The 18,440-nt window shown below is 44.4% G+C and carries 22 protein-coding genes; 12 read left to right on the top strand and 10 right to left on the bottom strand.

Going from position 1 to position 18,440, the window contains the following annotated elements; translation table 11 throughout:
- Positions 1 to 166: 166 nt before the first annotated feature.
- Positions 167 to 781 (top strand): NYN domain-containing protein, encoded by a 615-nt coding sequence (locus CSUNSWCD_RS01650; protein WP_051990274.1) that lies wholly within the window; start codon positions 167 to 169, stop codon positions 779 to 781.
- Between the two features lie 1,139 nt (positions 782 to 1,920).
- Here the strand turns inward: CSUNSWCD_RS01650 and CSUNSWCD_RS01645 are convergent.
- Positions 1,921 to 2,127 carry a hypothetical protein gene (locus CSUNSWCD_RS01645; RefSeq protein WP_009492895.1) on the bottom strand — a complete coding sequence of 69 codons (207 nt, stop codon included), beginning with the start codon at positions 2,125 to 2,127 and terminating at the stop codon, positions 1,921 to 1,923.
- A gap of 170 nt (positions 2,128 to 2,297) precedes the next feature.
- Between CSUNSWCD_RS01645 and CSUNSWCD_RS01640 the strand changes: the two genes are divergently transcribed.
- The 7 genes from CSUNSWCD_RS01640 to CSUNSWCD_RS01610 all read left to right on the top strand — a co-directional run bounded on the left by CSUNSWCD_RS01640 (position 2,298) and on the right by CSUNSWCD_RS01610 (position 4,795).
- Complete coding sequence (locus CSUNSWCD_RS01640; protein ID WP_009492894.1) at positions 2,298 to 2,552, top strand: hypothetical protein; 255 nt, start codon at positions 2,298 to 2,300, stop codon at positions 2,550 to 2,552.
- The gene (locus tag CSUNSWCD_RS01635) at positions 2,549 to 2,926 is read left to right on the top strand and encodes a hypothetical protein (RefSeq protein ID WP_009492893.1); all 378 of its coding nucleotides are present in this window, start codon (positions 2,549 to 2,551) and stop codon (positions 2,924 to 2,926) included. The genes CSUNSWCD_RS01640 and CSUNSWCD_RS01635 overlap by 4 nt, the downstream gene beginning before the upstream one ends.
- 228 nt (positions 2,927 to 3,154) lie before the next feature.
- Positions 3,155 to 3,346, top strand: coding sequence for a helix-turn-helix domain-containing protein (locus CSUNSWCD_RS01630; protein WP_009492892.1), 192 nt, complete (start codon positions 3,155 to 3,157; stop codon positions 3,344 to 3,346).
- Positions 3,343 to 3,789, top strand: coding sequence for a hypothetical protein (locus CSUNSWCD_RS01625; protein WP_009492891.1), 447 nt, complete (start codon positions 3,343 to 3,345; stop codon positions 3,787 to 3,789). The genes CSUNSWCD_RS01630 and CSUNSWCD_RS01625 overlap by 4 nt, the downstream gene beginning before the upstream one ends.
- Positions 3,786 to 4,091 carry a hypothetical protein gene (locus CSUNSWCD_RS01620; protein ID WP_009492890.1) on the top strand — a complete coding sequence of 102 codons (306 nt, stop codon included), beginning with the start codon at positions 3,786 to 3,788 and terminating at the stop codon, positions 4,089 to 4,091. The genes CSUNSWCD_RS01625 and CSUNSWCD_RS01620 overlap by 4 nt, the downstream gene beginning before the upstream one ends.
- A 156-nt stretch (positions 4,092 to 4,247) precedes the next feature.
- Positions 4,248 to 4,523, top strand: coding sequence for a hypothetical protein (locus tag CSUNSWCD_RS01615; protein WP_009492889.1), 276 nt, complete (start codon positions 4,248 to 4,250; stop codon positions 4,521 to 4,523).
- A complete protein-coding gene (locus tag CSUNSWCD_RS01610) occupies positions 4,517 to 4,795 on the top strand; it encodes a type II toxin-antitoxin system RelE/ParE family toxin (protein WP_009492888.1) in 279 nt (92 codons plus the stop codon). Before CSUNSWCD_RS01615 ends, CSUNSWCD_RS01610 begins: the two co-directional genes overlap by 7 nt.
- Before the next feature lie 646 nt (positions 4,796 to 5,441).
- Here the strand turns inward: CSUNSWCD_RS01610 and CSUNSWCD_RS01605 are convergent.
- The 8 genes from CSUNSWCD_RS01605 to CSUNSWCD_RS01570 all read right to left on the bottom strand — a co-directional run bounded on the left by CSUNSWCD_RS01605 (position 5,442) and on the right by CSUNSWCD_RS01570 (position 13,328).
- On the bottom strand, positions 5,442 to 6,161 hold the full coding sequence (locus CSUNSWCD_RS01605; protein WP_009492887.1) for a fumarate reductase iron-sulfur subunit: 720 nt from the start codon (positions 6,159 to 6,161) through the stop codon (positions 5,442 to 5,444).
- Positions 6,154 to 8,172: a fumarate reductase flavoprotein subunit gene (locus tag CSUNSWCD_RS01600; protein ID WP_009492886.1), complete on the bottom strand. Its 2,019-nt coding sequence runs from the start codon at positions 8,170 to 8,172 to the stop codon at positions 6,154 to 6,156. The genes CSUNSWCD_RS01605 and CSUNSWCD_RS01600 overlap by 8 nt, the downstream gene beginning before the upstream one ends.
- A gap of 18 nt (positions 8,173 to 8,190) precedes the next feature.
- The gene (locus CSUNSWCD_RS01595) at positions 8,191 to 8,889 is read right to left on the bottom strand and encodes a fumarate reductase cytochrome b subunit (protein WP_009492885.1); all 699 of its coding nucleotides are present in this window, start codon (positions 8,887 to 8,889) and stop codon (positions 8,191 to 8,193) included.
- A gap of 105 nt (positions 8,890 to 8,994) precedes the next feature.
- Positions 8,995 to 9,810, bottom strand: a complete 816-nt coding sequence (gene lgt / locus CSUNSWCD_RS01590) for a prolipoprotein diacylglyceryl transferase (RefSeq protein WP_009492884.1) — start codon at positions 9,808 to 9,810, stop codon at positions 8,995 to 8,997.
- On the bottom strand, positions 9,807 to 10,364 hold the full coding sequence (locus CSUNSWCD_RS01585; RefSeq protein WP_009492883.1) for a hypothetical protein: 558 nt from the start codon (positions 10,362 to 10,364) through the stop codon (positions 9,807 to 9,809). Before CSUNSWCD_RS01585 ends, lgt begins: the two co-directional genes overlap by 4 nt.
- Before the next feature lie 50 nt (positions 10,365 to 10,414).
- Positions 10,415 to 12,574 carry a heavy metal translocating P-type ATPase gene (locus tag CSUNSWCD_RS01580; RefSeq protein ID WP_009492882.1) on the bottom strand — a complete coding sequence of 720 codons (2,160 nt, stop codon included), beginning with the start codon at positions 12,572 to 12,574 and terminating at the stop codon, positions 10,415 to 10,417.
- Entirely contained in the window at positions 12,574 to 12,777 is a 204-nt protein-coding gene (locus CSUNSWCD_RS01575; protein WP_009492881.1) for a heavy-metal-associated domain-containing protein, read from the bottom strand. The genes CSUNSWCD_RS01580 and CSUNSWCD_RS01575 overlap by 1 nt, the downstream gene beginning before the upstream one ends.
- On the bottom strand, positions 12,774 to 13,328 hold the full coding sequence (locus CSUNSWCD_RS01570) for a GNAT family N-acetyltransferase (RefSeq protein WP_009492880.1): 555 nt from the start codon (positions 13,326 to 13,328) through the stop codon (positions 12,774 to 12,776). Before CSUNSWCD_RS01570 ends, CSUNSWCD_RS01575 begins: the two co-directional genes overlap by 4 nt.
- Before the next feature lie 117 nt (positions 13,329 to 13,445).
- Between CSUNSWCD_RS01570 and CSUNSWCD_RS01565 the strand changes: the two genes are divergently transcribed.
- The 3 genes from CSUNSWCD_RS01565 (at position 13,446) to CSUNSWCD_RS01555 (ending at position 16,148) form a co-directional block, all read left to right on the top strand.
- Positions 13,446 to 14,153: a YebC/PmpR family DNA-binding transcriptional regulator gene (locus tag CSUNSWCD_RS01565; RefSeq protein ID WP_009492879.1), complete on the top strand. Its 708-nt coding sequence runs from the start codon at positions 13,446 to 13,448 to the stop codon at positions 14,151 to 14,153.
- A 14-nt stretch (positions 14,154 to 14,167) separates the two neighbouring features.
- On the top strand, positions 14,168 to 14,662 hold the full coding sequence (locus tag CSUNSWCD_RS01560; RefSeq protein ID WP_009492878.1) for a peptidylprolyl isomerase: 495 nt from the start codon (positions 14,168 to 14,170) through the stop codon (positions 14,660 to 14,662).
- Positions 14,663 to 14,777: 115 nt separating this feature from the next.
- Positions 14,778 to 16,148, top strand: a complete 1,371-nt coding sequence (locus tag CSUNSWCD_RS01555; RefSeq protein ID WP_009492877.1) for a cation:dicarboxylate symporter family transporter — start codon at positions 14,778 to 14,780, stop codon at positions 16,146 to 16,148.
- 49 nt (positions 16,149 to 16,197) lie between these two features.
- Here CSUNSWCD_RS01555 and CSUNSWCD_RS01550 read toward each other — a convergent pair whose 3' ends face one another.
- Complete coding sequence (locus tag CSUNSWCD_RS01550) at positions 16,198 to 16,908, bottom strand: DUF6882 domain-containing protein (RefSeq protein ID WP_009492876.1); 711 nt, start codon at positions 16,906 to 16,908, stop codon at positions 16,198 to 16,200.
- A 136-nt stretch (positions 16,909 to 17,044) separates the two neighbouring features.
- On the opposite strand from CSUNSWCD_RS01550, the gene pepT reads away from it, so the two are divergent.
- The gene (pepT, locus tag CSUNSWCD_RS01545; protein WP_009492875.1) at positions 17,045 to 18,280 is read left to right on the top strand and encodes a peptidase T; all 1,236 of its coding nucleotides are present in this window, start codon (positions 17,045 to 17,047) and stop codon (positions 18,278 to 18,280) included.
- The last annotated feature ends 160 nt before the right edge of the window (positions 18,281 to 18,440 follow it).

Here is an 18,440-nt window from a genome sequence, read left to right as displayed (position 1 = left end):
ACGGTCCATTTTTAAACAAGTCAAGCAAAATAAATCTATCTGATAGCTTATGATAGCGAGTAGGTATCAAATAAAGCGAGATTTAAACACAAAATGGATAAAATACGTTTATCCACTTAGGGAACACCCTAACCGAGCTCCCTATTTTTTAGGGAGGTCTCGGACTTTGAAAATCAACGCTTACATAGACGGCTTTAATCTTTATCACTCAATCGATGCCTTAAAAGATAATACGCTTAAATGGCTAAATTTGCGCAAGCTTTGTGAGTTATTTTTAAAAGAGGGTGACGAACTAAATGAGGTTTATTATTTTTCAGCCCCTCCAACACATTTGCCAACCAAAATGCAAAGATACGAAGCTTACACTAAGGCATTGCAAGGCGCAGGTGTTAAAGCGATATTTGGAAGCTTTAAAAAGAAATTTGCTAAATGCCACATATGTGGAGCACGATATGCTACACACGAGGAAAAACAGACAGACATTAACATAGCCATTAGGCTTTTACAAGACGCCTTTAATGACGATTTCGACAAAGCCTTTTTAGTAACTGCGGATACCGACCTAGTATCCACAATTAAAACCATACGCCAAACATACCCACACAAAAGCATAATCTTATTAACACCGCCAAATAGAGCCAAATACTCCCACGAGCTAAAGCAAAATGCGACCGCGAGCCTAGAAATAAAAGCTAAACACATAAGGCGCGCATTACTCCCGAACGAGGTAAATTTAAACGGCGAGATTGTCAAAATACCCGCAGAATATCAAAGAGTCTAAAGACAAAAATCACCACAACGCTACATTGTAACGCCCGTAACCTCATCGCATATTTATTGCCAAATTTACCCCAAATTGCCAAAAATCCTTAAGCCGTTTTTTGCCAGTTTCATTTACTTTAAGAAACTCTAAAACGTGTATCGCTTTTCGTTGTCACTCGTTATCAACTCCAATAACGAAAAATAAACGGATTTTGACACCTCGATAAAGCGCAAACTAGCACGCACACGGGGCTAGCTCGCACTCGTGCAGGCGGAGAAAAAACGCAATTTAAGTTTCAGACCCCCTTAGTAGGTAGGGTAGCATTTACTTTTCATCCCTCAAAAATCCCGCCTTTTTGATAAACCTTGCCTATTTTCCTTAAAGTAGCGAGCGAGTGAAACAAGCGAGCGTTAATCTAATAGCAAAGAGAGTAAATTAACATAATAGCCCATAGAATAAAAATAACTGGGCTACGTTTTAAAAAGAGCCTCCAGAACATACAAAGACATCAAAAAGAGTTAAAATCAAACAGAAGGCTTTATTTTGCGTTTAAATGCGTATTGTTAATTTTTGGCGTATTTTCTAACAAATAAAAGGCGATATGTTAAAAAAAGAGAGAATTTTAACCCTTTAGATGAATACGCCCCGCCCTCAAAGGGCGGAGGCGGTAGCATACGCAACCAAAAGCTTTTTAGCCCTGTGCCGTTGCCTTAGTTTTCAGGCGACGAGCGAGTAGCCCAAAAATCGTCATTCCATAAAAAAATGGAACGCACAGCCAAGCGATGAGGTAGATTTAATCTAGCCCATAGGCGCGTTATGCCCTAAGTCAAATTTAGCCCATAGGTGCAAAGTAAGCCACTACCGACACCCCGCCTGATTTGTAACGGGCGGGGTATTCAACCAGCCCTTTTTGGATTTCTCAAAAAAGAGAAACGCATTTATTCAAGAAAATCTGAAAAAGGGGTTATCCACAAAAAAGAGGAAAACCCTAAAAGCTGGGTGAGTTTAATTCATAGAGCTAAAAGCTAGGTACGTTTAACGTAGGTAGCTAAAAGCTAGGTAAGTTTAATTTAGGTAGCTAGGGGAATTAAATACCGATAGCTATCGCAGAGAGATTTAAAGCGGTGGGATTTAAAAGGAGTTTAGGAGCGATGAGGCTAAAGGTCTTTAGTTAATTCTTTGATTTTTTCGTAGCGTGTGGATTTTTCGTAGCATACCAAAAACGGCTCAACCCAAGACGGAATAGGCTTTTTTTCGTCATTCCAGTTGTAAATACTGCCTGCGTTTAGTTTTGTTAAATTTGCGAAGTCATTGACCGATAAGCCCAAATCGCTCAACCTCTTTAAAAAATCACTTTTTAGCATTTTTGCCCTTTTAAATTTTAGCTAATTGTATCATTTTTAATCAAAAATGTAAAATATTATTAAAATACTTCATCAAAGATTGTAAAAACACTTGACTTATTAAATCAAAGATGATATTATTTCATCAAATATTTAATCAACGATGAAAAACTTACCACAAAGGAGACCCAATGCAATTAACATTCGACATAGCCGACGAGCTAGACTTAACAAACGAGATACCAAGCGCGCTAAATGCAATAAGCACGCTAGTGTATGCTTTGCCCTATCTGCAAAAAGGCGTAGGAACCAACGCCACCGCAATGGCAAACGCCTCTTATTTCCTAAGCGTGGCGATTGACGACGTAGCCCAAGCGGTGCGAGATTACGCAGATAAGAAAATATCCGAGCAAAAAGAGGAACTAACCCAAAGGAGCGAACAATGAACAAAAGAGACTTTAACCAAGCTTTGAGATATTTAGCTAAGGGCGCAGACGCGCCCAGCTATTCTCAGTTAAAAGATTTCGCTTTTAGGTTATGGACTAGCTTGCATAAGCGAGGTATTGAGCTAGAGCGAGCAGGAGGCGACAAGGCGCGCGAAGCGTTTAAAGCCGAGATAGCAAAGAGAGAAGCAAAGGGAATGGCGGACGCCTTATTTGAAACCGGTTTACAAGCATACCGCCTTTTTAATTATTATGCTAGCGAGTGCGAAAGGCTAGAAGAGCAAATAAAGCACCTAAGCGAGCTAAACGACAAGCTACAAGAGCAAATCACGCCAAAAGGTAGCTACACGTGGCACAAAGACCTAAAGGGCGCGTAGGCTTATCAAAGGGGGCTTTAAATAGCCCTCCTCCATAAGTCTATTTTATCGAACACCCCGCCCTATTTGTCCGTAGCCCGTCATACAACCAGAACGCACCGTAACGACTTGTCACAGTGCAATTATTTCGCCTCCATTTTTTTATGGAAGCGCAACCAAGACCCCACCACAAACCAACAAACACCCCAATACGCGTTAAAATACCTCAAAACGTCACAAAGGCAAACAATGGAGCTATTAACGCCAAAGCAGGTAGGGCAAATTTTAAACTTATCGCAAAGCACGCTTACTAAGATGAGAAGCGACAAATACAAAGACCGCTTTAACTTCGTATTACCCTTTGTCAAGATAGGGCGCGCCGTAAGATACGAACGCGAAGCGGTAAATCAAGCCGTAAGCGAGCTAAAGGCGGTAAAATGAAAATAACGCCCGAAGTAAGAGCGCAGATATTAGCCAAGCATAAAGCAGGAATGAGCCAAAGAGCACTACAAAAGCTTTTTAACCTCAGCGCAGGCGCGATAAATAACATCACTAAGGGCATAAGCCAAAATCTAAAAAGCACGATAGCTAAAGGCACGCAGTACCTAACCGAACTATCCGATCTAAACGAATACGAACGCGAAGCCGTGACGCAGGTAGTAAGCGACAACGCAAGGGCGGTAACTTTTTTCAAGCAAACGGCGATTAAAAACCAAATAATGGCCAATAGGCTACTGCAAGAAGCGGGCGACCTGGGCGACATTGAACTACACAGCAGGATAACGGCTAGAAACAAAGAGACGATACTGGGTAAAAATTACGAGCTACAAGAGCAAGGCGCGCTATTTGCCCCTACTCAAATCATAATAAAGCGCGACGATTGAAAACATACGACATAGCCCTATTTTATGAGTTATCGCGATTTTTCAAAGACGACTTACGCCTAATGGCTCACGCCGTAGCCTACAAGCTAAATTTAGCCCCTAAAACGATTTACAAAGATTTTTCATTCGGGCGATACAAAGACGAGTATTTAAAGGCTTTGTTAGATGTGAGCGATAACCCCAAAGAGGCTTATTTAAATTTACTGATGAGGTTTAGAGATAAAAGCCCGATATTCGACCGCGACGACTTCGCAAACGCAGAAGCCTACAGCGTGTTTAATAGGGAATACAAAAAGAAGTAGTAAAAACCGAACGCTACAACACAGTAAAAACGCTTAAATTTAGCGTAATTAAGCCCTATTTCGCGAATATGGACGAACGAAAAACCGAACACTAATAAAACCCTAAGCCCCGAGCAGTTAAAATGGCTCATAGGATTTTAAAACAAAGGCCAGGATATGCAAACTCTAACCATACGAGCAGATGAAACGCTAATAAGCCAAATAGTGGCAATAAGTAAAGCGCTAGCTAATACGACTAATCAAAAGTTGATTATCGACGACGGTTGCGCCGATGAAGCCCTAAGAGGCAATGAGCCAATAGACGAAGCGCAGGCGCGCAAAAAACTAGAGGCTATCAAAGCCGAGATATTATCCGACGTTGAAGCTATCAGGCGTGGAGAGTTTGAAACAATAAGCCACGACGAGCTAAAAGCGCGGGCTATGCAATGGTAATAAAATACAAGCCTAAATTCGAGCGCGAGCTAAAGACGATATTCGACTTCATAGCAAAAGACAGCCTAAGCAGGGCGCGAGAGTTTAGAAACGAGCTTATCGCAAAGATAGAGCGCACGGCGCAAACGCCCCTTATTTGTCGCAAGTCTATTAATTTTGACGATGAGAGCATAAGAGACTTGATTTTTAAAAGCTATGTGATACCTTACGCGATAGAGAACGGGGCTATTTACGTTTTGGGCATTTACAAAGCCAACGAGTGGCAGGCGTGAAACAAATAAAAACGGCTTTTGTTTCACAAACGAAGCTTAATTAAGTTTCGAGCTAAAAAAGCCGTGAAACATCTCAATTCTTAAGAAAATTTAGCCGTTTAAGCGTTTGAAACTTAAAAACGGCAAATACTTAAATCGCAAAGTGCCTATTTTAGGGCTTTTCCTCGTTTTTGTATTGAAAACCAAACTTTTCATTACCAATTTTTTATCTCCGAATATCTTAAATTTTTTATTACATCGTAAAATAGTTCGGATGTGTTTTTAAGTGTGTAAAAAATGGCTTTATTTTCTATAGAAGTGCGATAAATACGATATTTAAAGCTAAATATCGAACAACCTCGCTTCCACCATCTATCATTTTTACAAGATTTCAAAATCTACTAAAACACAAATTTAAAGACATTTTTAACTTGTAATACTTCTAAAAATAAAAAATAAGCCTGACTAGACCAAAGATGCTACTATTTTTATTAAAGCAAAATTTGACGTTTTTTGTACGCCTGTTTTTTGTAAAAATACATACAGCATAGATCATCAAATTTGAACAAATTGAACCTAATTAAAAAACAAATTTGAGAAAAAAGCAAAATAGAAATAGAAGTAAAATTTGAAGTTAAATTTAAAAAGGGGTCTCACGACCCCTTGGCTACTTTATTACAGCCATCTTTCTGCGCATATATGCGATCCTGCTTTGAAGCGGAAGGTGTTTAGGGCAGTTATCCTCGCAGCCTAGCAAAGTCATACAGCCAAACACGCCGTCGTCATCGCCGATAAGCTCATAAAAGTCCTCGTCGGTTCGTTTATCTAGCGCGTCGATTTTAAATCTAGCTACGCGGTTAAGCCCTACCGCACCAATAAAATCAGGCCTCATGATAGCCGTACCGCACGCAGCTACACAAATACCACACTCGATGCAGCGGTCAAGCTCAAATACCTCTTGCGCTACTTCAGGCTGGACTTTTTCCTCAAGCTTAGAGATATCGGTCTTGTGGTCAGTGTGTATCCAACTCTCCACGCGCTTACTCATCGCGTTCATCCAGTTGCCCGTGTCTACGCTTAGATCTTTTAACAGCTTAAATACCGGCAAAGGCATAAGCTCAATCACGCCGCCTGAATAGTCTTTGGTTAGCGTACGGCAAGCAAGCTTTGGCGTACCATTAACTAACATACCGCAACTACCGCAGATACCGGCACGGCAAACAAAGTCAAAGCTAAGATCCGGGTCAAATTTCTCACGAATTTGATTTAACGCTATAAAAAGCGTCATGCCGTCGGTTTCTTCTAGCTCGTAGGTCGCGAAATGCGGCTTTGAAATTTTGCTCAACGGATTATATTTAAATGCTTTTATGGTGATTTTTCTACTCATATCCTATTCCTGCTCTTTCATTTGGTGCTTTGTATTTTGGTTGAAGGTCATAGTGCATCAAAGCCTCTTGAATTTCTTGTCTGCTCTTGCCTTCTGCTTGCATTTTCTCGCGAATTTCATCGACCTCTTTTTGGCGGATAGCGCTGTTTGGATGCTCGATGATATTTCCTTTTGCACCATAACCTCTAAATGCTGGCGGCATCTCCATCTTCATGATATCAAGTGACTCATAAGTGATGGTTGGCAGAGTGTCGCCTTCTTTCCAGCTTGTAAGCGTTCTGTTTAGCCAGTTAAGGTCATCTCTTTTTGGATAGTCTTCACGGCAGTGAGCGCCACGGCTCTCTGTTCTATCAAGCGCACCTTTTGCGATACAAAGTGCTAGTTTTAGCATCTTTGGTACGCGATAAGCCTCTTCAAGCTCTGGGTTGCCAAATAGCGCTTTGTTGCTTACTTTTACATCAAGTGACTCTTTGTAAAGTGCTTCAAGCTCTTTAACAGCAAGCTCTAGACCTTTGCCTGTTCTAAATATCGCAACGTGTTCCCACATTACCTCTTTCATCTTGTTTTTGATATCAAAGACGTTAAATTTACCCTCTTTTGTAACGAGGCTATTTAGATAATCTTCTTGTTTTTTAACAAATTTCTCAATATCAGCTGTGTTTATCTCGATCTCATGGCTAGCACAGTAATCTGCAAAATAATCACCAACGATCATACCAGCGACGACTGTCTCAGAAACTGAGTTGCCACCAAGGCGGTTAAAGCCGTGCATATCCCAGCAAGCAGCTTCGCCAGCGCTAAATAGACCAGCTAGTGTTGGGCTCTCACCAGTTGGTTTTGTCTTGATGCCACCCATTGAGTAGTGCTGCATAGGTAGGATCGGTGCCCAGCCTTTGCCACGCTGATGTCCTGTCTCGTCAGTATATACTTCAGTGTCAGCAGGATCGATGCCGTTAAAAATTTCGCAAATTTCTTGAACGTCACGTAAATTTTTCTCGATGTGTTCACGTCCAAGGATAGAGATATCAAGCCAAACGTGATAGCCATAAGGACTAGGTACGCCTTTGCCTGCACGGATGTGCTCCATGATGCGGCGGCTAACGACGTCACGGCTAGCAAGTTCTTTTTTCTCTGGTTCATAATCAGGCATAAAGCGGTATCCATCAACGTCACGCAAAATTCCGCCATCACCGCGGCAACCTTCTGTTAGAAGAATGCCTGATGGGACGATCGGAGTTGGGTGAAACTGAACAGCTTCCATGTTACCAAGCTGAGCTACGCCAGTCTCAAGTGCGATCGCAGCGCCGATACCCTCGCAAACGACGGCGTTTGTGGTGTGTTTATAAACTCTGCCATAACCGCCAGTTGCTATAAGCGTGCCTTTAGAAACATAAGCTGTGATCTCACCATTTACAAGGTCACGAACTATCGCGCCGTAACAGCGGTTGTTTGCGTGGATTAGCGCGATAGCTTCTTTTCTGTCGTGGATTTCAACGTTATGTTTTAGAGCTTCGTTTGCTACGGCAAAAAGCATAGTGTGACCCGTAGCGTCAGCAGTAAAGCAGGTTCTCCATTTTTTAGTTCCGCCAAAGTCACGGCTGTGGATGAGTCCGTGGACTTCTTCTTTTTCTACGATAGTTGTTTTTTGAGCGTTGATGATAGCGCTTCTCTCGCCTTTTGTGATACGAGTCCAAGGCACGCCCCAAGCGGCTAGCTCGCGGATAGCCTTAGGCGCAGTTTGGCAAAACATACGTGCAACTTGTTGGTCGCAGCCCCAGTCACTACCTTTTACAGTGTCTGCAAAGTGTACATCCTCGTTGTCGCCTTCGCTCATTTTTGAGTTTCCTAAAGAGGCTTGCATACCGCCTTGCGCAGCCGCAGAGTGCGAGCGCTTAACTGGGATTAGGCTTAAAACTACCGTACTTAGCCCTTTTTCTCCGGCGGCAACGGCAGCTCGTAGTCCCGCCAGACCGCCTCCGATAACTAATGCGTCATAATATTTTACGTTCATTTTTTAAAGCTCCTTTTCCTAAAGACTGATCCACACGAAATCGGCGATCAGCGCGATGACCGCGAGCACTCCAAAAACCGCAAATATCGCAGTTTTGGCTTTATTTCTTTTTGCGAACATCTCTTGTTTGTTTACTCCGTCGATACTTACCCATTTTACGTATAGGCGGTACATTCCCACGCTAGCGTGAACAACCATAAATACAAGTAAAGCGAAGTAGAAAATTTCTAGTTGATGAAATGCAGCCGCTGATTTGTCGGCAGTGATGTGTCCGCCGAAGATTATATCGACTAAGTGCGCACTGGCTGCGAAAAATAGAGCAAAACCTGTCAAAAACTGAAACCACCAAAGAGTAGTGTCAAGGTGTTTCATGCGGTCTTTGTGGCCTCTAAACATGATGTATTGTCTGTAGTTTGCAGGAAATTTTCTCATCGCCAAAAATGCGTGAGCGATAAAAACGACGAATATTATCGCAGCGATAACGTTAGTAATCCACCATGTAGCCTCGCCGAATAAAAATTTAGCCTCCGCAAAACCTACAACGGCGTTAAATGCGCCCTTGCCGAATAAAATGGTAGAGGTAAATACCATGTGACACAAAATAAAACAGGCCAAAATCAGTCCCGTTATACTTTGCCATCTGTCCCAAACGGCAGGAGTACGACTTTTTTTCGTATCCGCTTGCCTACCCAAGAAGCCCTCGATTAGCCCACTCATGAGCCCTCCTATAAAATTGAGATAAATTATCATAACTTAAAAGAAAATTAAATTATGACACTATAAAAACGGCGTAATAGTATCGTAAATTACTTTAAAAACCTTTTAAAATTTTGTATATTTTTTATTTAAGATAATATAAAGGAAAATGCCGCATGCAAACATTAAAAAGGATAGTATCTGCCCCATAGATAAATTTAAAAATACAAAGCCGATCCCAAAATCAGGCTCTCTAAAGAACTCGCAGATAAATCTGGCAAAGGTATAAAGCACGGCATAAAGAGCGATGAGTTCGCCGTCAAATTTTTTAAATTTTCTATAAACAAAAAGGATGGCAAAAACCGCAAGCCCTTCTAAAACGGCTTCGTAAATTTGCGATGGATGACGCATCTGTCCCGCGACATTGATCGCCCATGAGACGTCCGTGATACGGCCGAATAGCTCTTGATTTAAAAAATTTCCGATGCGACCGAAAAAATATCCAAGCGGAATGCTAAGCGCAACGAGATCTAAAAGCTGCCACAAATTTTGCTTAAATTTACGACAAAAAGCCCATGTCGCTATCAAAAATCCAACCACCGCGCCGTGATAGCTCATACCGCGAATACCGACAAATTCGCCGTTGTGAAAGGGGTTAAAAATCTGCCAAGGATGAGTGAGATAATAAGCGGTATTTGGATCATAAATGACGATATAGCCGAGCCTCGCGCCCAGTATCACGCCGATTTCCACCCAAAAGAAATAATTATCAAGCAGCGAATTTGAAATTTGCATATTATCGCGCTTGACGATAAATTTAGCCACTCCTAGCGCCACTAGTAGCGCCAGGACGTACATTATCCCGTACCAGTGCACCTTAATGCCAAACAGCTCAAACGCGACCGGATCGAAATTTATATAAAAGTCGTTCCACCAGCTCATCTAGGTACGACTTTGACTTTTAGCGTATTTTCTATGCCGCTCGCAAAATCCTCGAAAAGATAGCCCATAGCGCGGTAAAATTTACTTTTTGCTTCGTTTTGTAGGGCGGGAGCTAGCTTTTTAGCGTACGGTAGCAGATAGGAGCTTAACAAAACGCCCAAAATTTCCTTTGTTTGCTCGTCTTGTTTTAGCTCGACAACGGAGGAGAAAAACGAAAGCTCGTTTGTTAGGCTATCAAGCGCGCTGACATTTAAATTTGGGCTAAATTTGCACTTTTTATAGAAACCTTCGAGGCGCGCCTTATCGCCCTCGAAAAAAAACTCCGCGTTAAAATATTTTTTCAAATTTGCAAAGTCCTTTGCGATCTCTAGGGTGCTTTCAGTTTTTATCGACTCCTCGTATAGCGCGCGTCCTTTGGCGTTTGCTTCGCTATCGTTTGTTATTATCCATTTTGGATTTTTATTTAGCTCGCTAAAAAGCTTCGCGCTTGGCGGCAAAGCGAAATTTAGCGCAAATATCCTTGCGATCACGGCGTAAAATTTACCTAAATTCATCTTTTTCCTTTTTTGTTTTTTGCGGGATTTTACAAAATTTAGGCTAAATTTTAGATTTGCTTAAATCGTAATCTGATCGAATTTAACACGACCGTGACCGAGCTAAAACACATCGCCGCAGCTCCGTAAACGGGCGTTAGCATGAGCCCCAAAGGCGCCAAAACTCCCGCCGCAACCGGGATACAAACGGCGTTATAAACAAACGCCCAAAACAAATTTTGCTTTATCGTTTTCATCGTCTCGTTGGCTAAATTTATCGTAGCTACCGCGCTTTTTAGATCGTTTTTTACCAGCACTACGTCGCCGGCTTCTTTTGCGATATCCGCACCGCTACTCATCGCGATACCCACATTTGCTTGCTTTAACGGTGCGGCGTCGTTAATACCGTCGCCGACAAATAGCACCGCACCCTCTTCTTGCAGACGTTTTATCGTTTCAAATTTTTCATTAGGTAGCATGCCGGCAAAAACCTTTTCTACGCCAAGCTTGCCAGCCACATTTTTTGCGGTGAAGGCGTTATCTCCGGTTAGCATTACGGGCGTTATACCAGCATCTTTTAGGCTTTGCATAGCCTGCGCGGCGTCCTCTTTTACCGTATCGCTAAGCGCGATAAAACCTACATAAATTTTATTCAAAGCCGCGAGCACTACGCCGTTTCCTTCATTTTGCGCTTTGGCGATTAGCTCTTTAGCTTGCGTGCTTATCTCTACGCCAAGTTCGCTTAAAAGAGCCTCGTTGCCTGCTATCACGCTCTCGTCCTCACTCTTTACGCCGCGTCCCGCGATATTTTCAAAACCCTTTTCATCGCCTAAAATTTTAAGCCCCAGCTCGCTTGCGTATCTAACGATCGCAGCAGATATCGGATGCGAGCTTTTGGCCTCTAGTGCGGCGATTTTGGCTAAATTTTCATCGTTTATATCTGTAAAATTTACGGATATTTCGCCCTTTGTTAGCGTACCCGTTTTATCAAATATCGCGTATTTCACGTCGCCAAGCACCTCTAAAACCTCGGGATTTTTGATGAGGATTCCGTTTTTAGCGCCTAGAGATAGCGAGGAGACGATGGCTATCGGAGTAGCTAGCCCCAGCGCGCAAGGACATGAGATAATAAGCACGCAAACCGCGCTTAGCACGCCTTGTAGCGCATTTCCAGTAAGTGCAAACCACGCAAGAAACGTAACGACGGCGATAGCTATCACGCTAGGCACGAAGATATTTGCCACGCGGTCGGCAAAGCGGCTGATAGGCATCTTTTTGCTCGACGCATCGCTTAAAAGCTCTAAAATTTGCGACAAAAGCGTTTGATTAGCGAGTTTAGTAACCTTTACGTTGATGTAGCCGTTTAAATTTATAGTTCCGGCATTGACCTCGTCGCCTTGTTTTTTATAGACTGGTAGGCTCTCGCCCGTTAGCATCGAGGTGTCGATCTCCGCGCCGCCGTTTATCACGACTCCGTCGCAAGGCACCGCATAGCCGCTCTTTACGACCGCGATGTCGCCTATTTTTAGGCTCGCAACACCCGCTTCCAGCGCACTACCGTCTTTTTGTAGCACAAGAGCGGTTTTGGGCGACATATCCATTAGCGATTTTATGTAGTCGCCAGCGCGGGCTTTTGAACGCTCTTCTAAAAATTTACCCAGCAGCACGAAAGCCGTTATCATGGCTGCGCCTGAAACGTAAAGGTGGCGCATATTTTCAGGCAGGCGCTCGCCCGCGATAAAAACGCCCAGCGAATACGCAAACGCCGTGCTAGTGCCCAGTGCTACGAGTACGTTCATGTCGAAATTTTTATTTTTTAGCGCGCCGTAAGCGTGGATGAAAAAGTCCCGCCCGCACGTAGCTATCGTGATAAAGGCAAGCGCTAGCATGATGGCTGATTTTGCTACGCTTGGCTGCTCGCTCATCTCAAGCGCCATAATCACCGCGCTAAAAGCTGCGGCGGCTAGGAAATTTCGGCGTAAATTTAAGATATGCTTCTCGCGTTTGGCTTCAAATTCCGCCAAATCCTTTGCCACGCCGTAGCCTAGTTTTTTTATCTTTTCTTCTATCGCGGCTTGTACTTCGGCGCTTTCTATGATAAATTCGCCCGAGCCGTTTGCGAAGCTAACTTTCGCGTCTAGCACGCCCGCGATCTTTTTCGTCACGCGCTCGATGGCGTTTGAACAGTTTACGCAGGTCATGCCTGCGATGTTTAGTTTGATATTTTGCATCAAATTTTCTCTATGACGCTAAATCCCAAATCATCCAGCTCCTCTTTAAATTTCGCCTCGTCCTTGCCGTCTAAATTTACGCTCACGATCTTTGGCTCGGCGCTCATATCTACTTTTATCTCGCCGTATTCATCGCCAAGAGCGTTTTTTATGGTGTTTGCGCAGTTTTCGCAGTGGATATTAGCAACCTTAAATTTAGTCATTTTATCTCCTTTATCATATGGTAGTATTTGTGAGAATTTATGATCATTTCGCAGTCGGTTTTAAAACCTAAACGCTCGTAAAAAGCCATAGTTTTTGGCTTTTTTTCATCGACGATGAGGGCTACTTTTTTGATATTTCGTTTTGGCGCGAGGGTAAAGATAAATTTGATCAGCTCTTTTGCGATGCCTCGTCCGCGAAACCTCTCGTCCACGGCAAGACTATCGATATATAGCTCGTCTGCAAAGCACTCCGTCTGCGGAACTTCGTTTGAGCCAAGCATACGCAAATGCGCCCTAATAGGCTCATCCAATACCTCGATCTCTCCTCCGTCGTAAGCGCAAATCGCTCCCGCGATCTCGCCGTCAAATTTGAAAACAAAAACATTGTTGTAGCTTAGGCGGTTTATCTCGCTTCTAAAAAATTTATGCAAAATTTCATCGCTCTTAGCGGGATCGCTCACGCCGCTAAGCGTAAATGCGATGTCCTCCATGGCTAAATTTAACAACTCTATGCAGCGCGCGGCGTCGTCTTTTCGGGCATTTAAAATCATATTCGGATTATAGGACTTAAAGCTAAATTTTTTACTAATACGCTCAAAACCTCGCGTTTTTAAAAAAATGCAAAATTTTTTTAGATATAATTGGGCAAAAATTTTTAAAGGAATGAAATGGGACGAGCGTTTGAATATAGGCGCGCCGCGAAAGAAGCGCGCTGGGACAAGATGAGCAAAGTTTTTCCAAAACTCGCAAAAGCCATAACCGTAGCGGCTAAAGAGGGCGGCACGGAGCCTGATATGAACCCAAAACTCCGCGCCGCAATAGCAGCGGCCAAGGCGCAAAATATGCCAAAAGACAACATCGATGCAGCGATAAAACGCGCTAGCGGCAAGGATAGCGCGGATATCAAGACCATCTTTTACGACGGCAAGGGCGCTCACGGCGTGCAGATCATCGTCGAGTGCGCTACCGATAACCCAACTCGCACGGTTGCTAACGTCAAGGCGATATTTAGCAAAAACGGCGGCGAAATCCTGCCTAGCGGAAGCTTAAATTTTATGTTTACGAGAAAGAGCGTTTTTGAGCTCGATATGCCCGCAAAAGAGCTTGACGAGATTGAGCTAGAGCTCATCGACTTTGGTCTAACCGAGATCGAGGAAGAAGACGGCGTGCTTTATATCTACGGCGATTACGCAAGCTTTGGCACGCTAAGCGAAGGTATCGAAAAGCTAGGACTCGAGGCTAAAAAAGCTAGCCTGCAGTACATCGCAAACTCGCCGATAAGCCTAGACGAAGAGCAGATGAACGAACTAGAAAAACTACTCGATAAGCTCGAAGACGACGACGACGTGCAAGCGGTTTATACAAATATCGAATAAATTTAAGGAAAAAAATGAGAAACGACGAACTAAAAATCTACGACATCGACGCGGCCGAGCTTGCTAAGCTCAAATTTGCCGTGATCCACACCGAAAAAGGCGATATGAAGCTCGAACTCTACGGTGAGGAAGCGCCACAAGCAGTGACGAATTTCGCTCAGCTAGCCAAAAGCGGCTTTTACGACGGATTAAATTTCCACCGCGTGATCCCAAATTTCGTGATCCAGGGCGGCTGCCCGCACGGTACGGGCACAGGAGGGCCGGGCTGGCGCATAAAATGCGAGTGCGTAGGCCAAAAACACAAGCACAAACGCGGAACCTTATCCATGGCGCACGCCGGACGCGATACGGGCGGCAGTCAGTTTTTCGTCTGCCACAGCGCGCAGCCGCACCTTGACGGCGTGCATACGGTGTTTGGCCAGATCGTGGACGAGCCTAGCCTAAAGACTCTAGATAGCGTCAGGCAAGGCGATAAGATAAATTCAATCGAAATTTTAGAGAGTTTGTAAAATTTGATAAAATTTGCGGCGGTCGGTAAAATTTGACCAAAATCGCCGCGATTTTATCTTTTTATATAAATTTATTTGTTAAAATAGCTTTTTAATAATTTTTAAAGGACACCTCTTGAACCCAAGCGTTTCAAACGCGGCCAAGCCGCAAAAACCTTTTCTTATTAGAATGTTTACCAACCTAGCGTTTTGGGTGGTTTTCGGCATCGTCGCCGGTATCGCGGTCGGCATGATCTTCCCGGATCTAGGCATCGCGAGCAAGCCGGGCATCGACTACTTTATCAAAGCCCTAAAAGCGCTCATCGGACCGATTATTTTCCTCACGATCGTCTCAGGCATAATCGGACTTGAGAGCATGAAGGAACTGGGCTCTATCGGACTTAAAGGATTTATCTACTTTGAGGTTGTGAGCACCATAGCTCTTGCCGTGGGAATAATCTTTGGCGAGACGCTAAAACCGGGTCACGATATGCACCTTGACTACACGCAGCTTGACGCCTCTAGCGTAGAGAAATTTACGAGCCAAGCCTCAAATATAGACGCAAATAGCGGAATTTTAGCGCATACGCTTCACATTTTACGCGGCGCTGTGCCCGTAGACGGCATTTTCCCTTATGTGCATTTGCTTGATCCGTTTATCAAATCAAACACACTTCAAGTGCTATTTTTGGCGATCGTTACGGCTGTTGCGATCTCGTTTTTAAAGCACGACTATAAAAAGAAGATCCTAAGACCACTTGAAATCGTTCAGCACTGGGTGCTAAAACTGCTTACGATTTTGATGCTATTTAGCCCGGTTGCAGCATTTTCCGCGATGGCGTTTTTGATCGGCAAATTTGGCATCAACTCGCTTTTGGGTATGCTTGAGCTACTTTTCGTTATGGCGATTGCAAGCTTATTTTTTATATTCGTCGTTCTGGGTATTATTTGCTATTTTGCAAAAGTCAATATCTTTAAATTTATGCGCTTCATCGCAAAAGAGGTCTTGATCGTGTTTGCAACGAGCTCCTCAGAGACCGCGCTAGCTCCGCTCATGCAAAAGCTAGAGGCTGCGGGCATCCATAGAGGCGCGGTCGGACTCATCATACCGACGGGATATTCGTTTAACCTAGACTGTACAAACATCTACCTATCGCTTAGCGTTATTTTCCTTGCTCAAGCCTTCGGCATCCCGCTAAGCATCGAGCATTTGATACAAATTCTCGTCATCTTGATGGTAACTAGCAAGGGCGCTGTCGGCGTCACAGGCTCTGGATTTATCATACTTGCCGGTACGCTTGCCGCGCTTCCTAGCGCAGGTATCCCGGTGGTTACGGTTGCGGTGCTACTTGGTGTTGATAAGTTTATGTCCGAGATGCGCGCGGTCGGAAACCTCTGCGGCAACGCCGTGGGCTGCCTAATCATCTCGATCTGGGATAAAAAAGTAGATATGGAGAAATTCCGCTACGCGCTAGATCACCCGGACGAGTTTCACTTCCATTCGTAAATTTAAGGCGGTGGGCTTTTAACCCATCGCCTTGCTCAAACTACCCAAATTAAAATTCATATTTAAATTCCGATATCCTACCCTTATCGTCAAATTTGATCAAAAGCTCTTTGTCAAATTTAGCTACGATTTCGTCTTTGGCTTTCTTAAAAAATCCGCCCTTTTCGACGTTTTCATCAAATTTGACTCCGTTGAATTCCAAAAAGCTTTTGATGAAAATTTTATGATCTACGTCGTGATTTTGTATGCAGCCGCTTGCTGTTTTGACAAACTCGTGCGCGCTAAGAGGCCCAAAAAGCAAATCCGGCGCATCTGTGATAGCCACAAACGCACAGCCCTTGTCGTGCCTGCAGCCGTAGTAGCATAAATTTTCGCCCACCGCTCCGCACGCGGCTATACAAAGCGTATGGCCGTTAAAGGTTTCATCTAGCTCAAAACTCGGTTCGCTAAAAGCCTGCAAGCCCCACTCCGCTCCAGCGCGCAACACCTCCGCCGAAAACCGCGTCGCCTCCTCGCCGAAATTATTTACGTTCGCGTGCCCCCACAGCCAAGTGTCGCTCACGTTTGACTCGCTGCCGATAAACTGTATCTTATAAATTTGATCGCCGAAAGCTATCTCGCAGCTGTCAAAATCCACGTTCCAGTCGAGGTTGCCGACGATATCCGCAAATCTATTTTGTACGGTCGCCATCTTTCCCAGCGTCGCCGAAAAAACCTGATGAAAGTCCGAAAGGTCGCTTACGTAGCGTAAATTTCGCATTTTTGCTCCTTTAAATTTAGTTTGCGAATTATACCGATTAAATTTTAAACTTGCCCTAAAATATTAAAATTTTATTTTAAGCTTAATTAAAAGATAGTATAATTTCATAAATTTTATCTCAAATTTAGGAGCAAACATGGATATAGTCGAGAGATTTTTACGCTATACAAAGATCAACACAACGACAAACCGCGAAGCGGGCGCGGCAGGCATCATGCCGTCAAACCCAACCGAGCACGATCTAGCAAAGCTGATAGAAAGCGAGCTAAAGGAGCTTGGACTACAAAATATAAAAAGACGAGAAAACGCCATAACTACGGCCGTTTTGCCGTCAAACTCCGCCAAGAAGCTGCCGTCCGTGGCGTTTTTCGCGCACCTTGATACTAGCGCGGAGCAAAAAAACGACACGAAAGCGCAAATCGTGCGCTACGAGGGCGGCGACGTCACGCTAAACAAAGAGCTAGGCATAACGCTCAAACTTAGCGAATTTCCAGAGCTTGCTAACTACGTCGGAGACGATCTCATCGTAACCGACGGCACCAGCCTGCTAGGCGCGGACGACAAGGCCGCGATCGCCGCCATCGTAAACGCCGCGCAGTTTTTCATACAAAACCCACAAATCGAGCACGGCGACGTGACGTTTGGCTTTTTACCCGACGAGGAGCAAGGCCTGCGCGGGGCCAAGGCGCTTGACGTCTCGGAGATAAAGGCCGACTTTGCCTACTGTCTTGATTGCTGCGGTATAGGCGAGCTGATTTACCAAAACTGGAACGCCGGCGACGCGGTCGTGACCTTCGTCGGGCAGTCCGCGCACCCGATGAACGCCAAGGGCAAGCTAGTAAATTCCTTGCTACTCGCGCATAAATTTATCTCGATGCTACCGGGCGGCGAAGCACCCGAATACACCGACGGCGTCGAGGGCTACTACTGGGTCAAGGAGCTATCGGGCAACAGCGCAAAGACCGTGCTAAAGCTCGACGTTCGCGAATTTAACGAGGCAAAATATGCGCAGCGCATGGCGTTTTTACAAGATCTAGCCGACTCGTTTGCTAAAATTTACGGCGCGCACAGAATTCAAATCAGCCTAAAAGATCGCTACAAAAACGTATTTAACTACCTTGAAGGTGGCGAAAACAGCCTACCCGTCGTCGCGGCAAAGCAGGCCTACGCTCGGCTAAACATAGAGCCAAAAGTCATCCCGATGCGAGGCGGCTACGACGGCGCGGTCATCTCGGAAAAGGGCGTACCGTGTCCGAATCTCTTTACCGGCGCGCACAACTTTCACTCCATCTACGAGTACCTGCCGGTAAAATCGCTACGCGCAGCCAGCAACGTCATCTGCGAGATAATTAAAATCATAGCCGAGAAATAAATTCGGTCAAATTTGAGGGCGAATTCGCTCTCAAATTTGCGTGTTGCAGCTCTCATATCACTATTTTTACGCCGCCAAGACCCGCTCCTTTACGGCGCTAACCCAAATTTACGTCAAATTTGAACCGTAAATTTGACCGAGTCGCCCGAATTTAAGCTCG

The sequence above is a fragment of the Campylobacter showae CSUNSWCD genome (genome assembly GCF_000313615.1).
Classification (GTDB): Bacteria; Campylobacterota; Campylobacteria; order Campylobacterales; family Campylobacteraceae; genus Campylobacter_A; species Campylobacter_A showae_A.
This window is presented reverse-complemented; position numbering and strand designations above follow the sequence as displayed.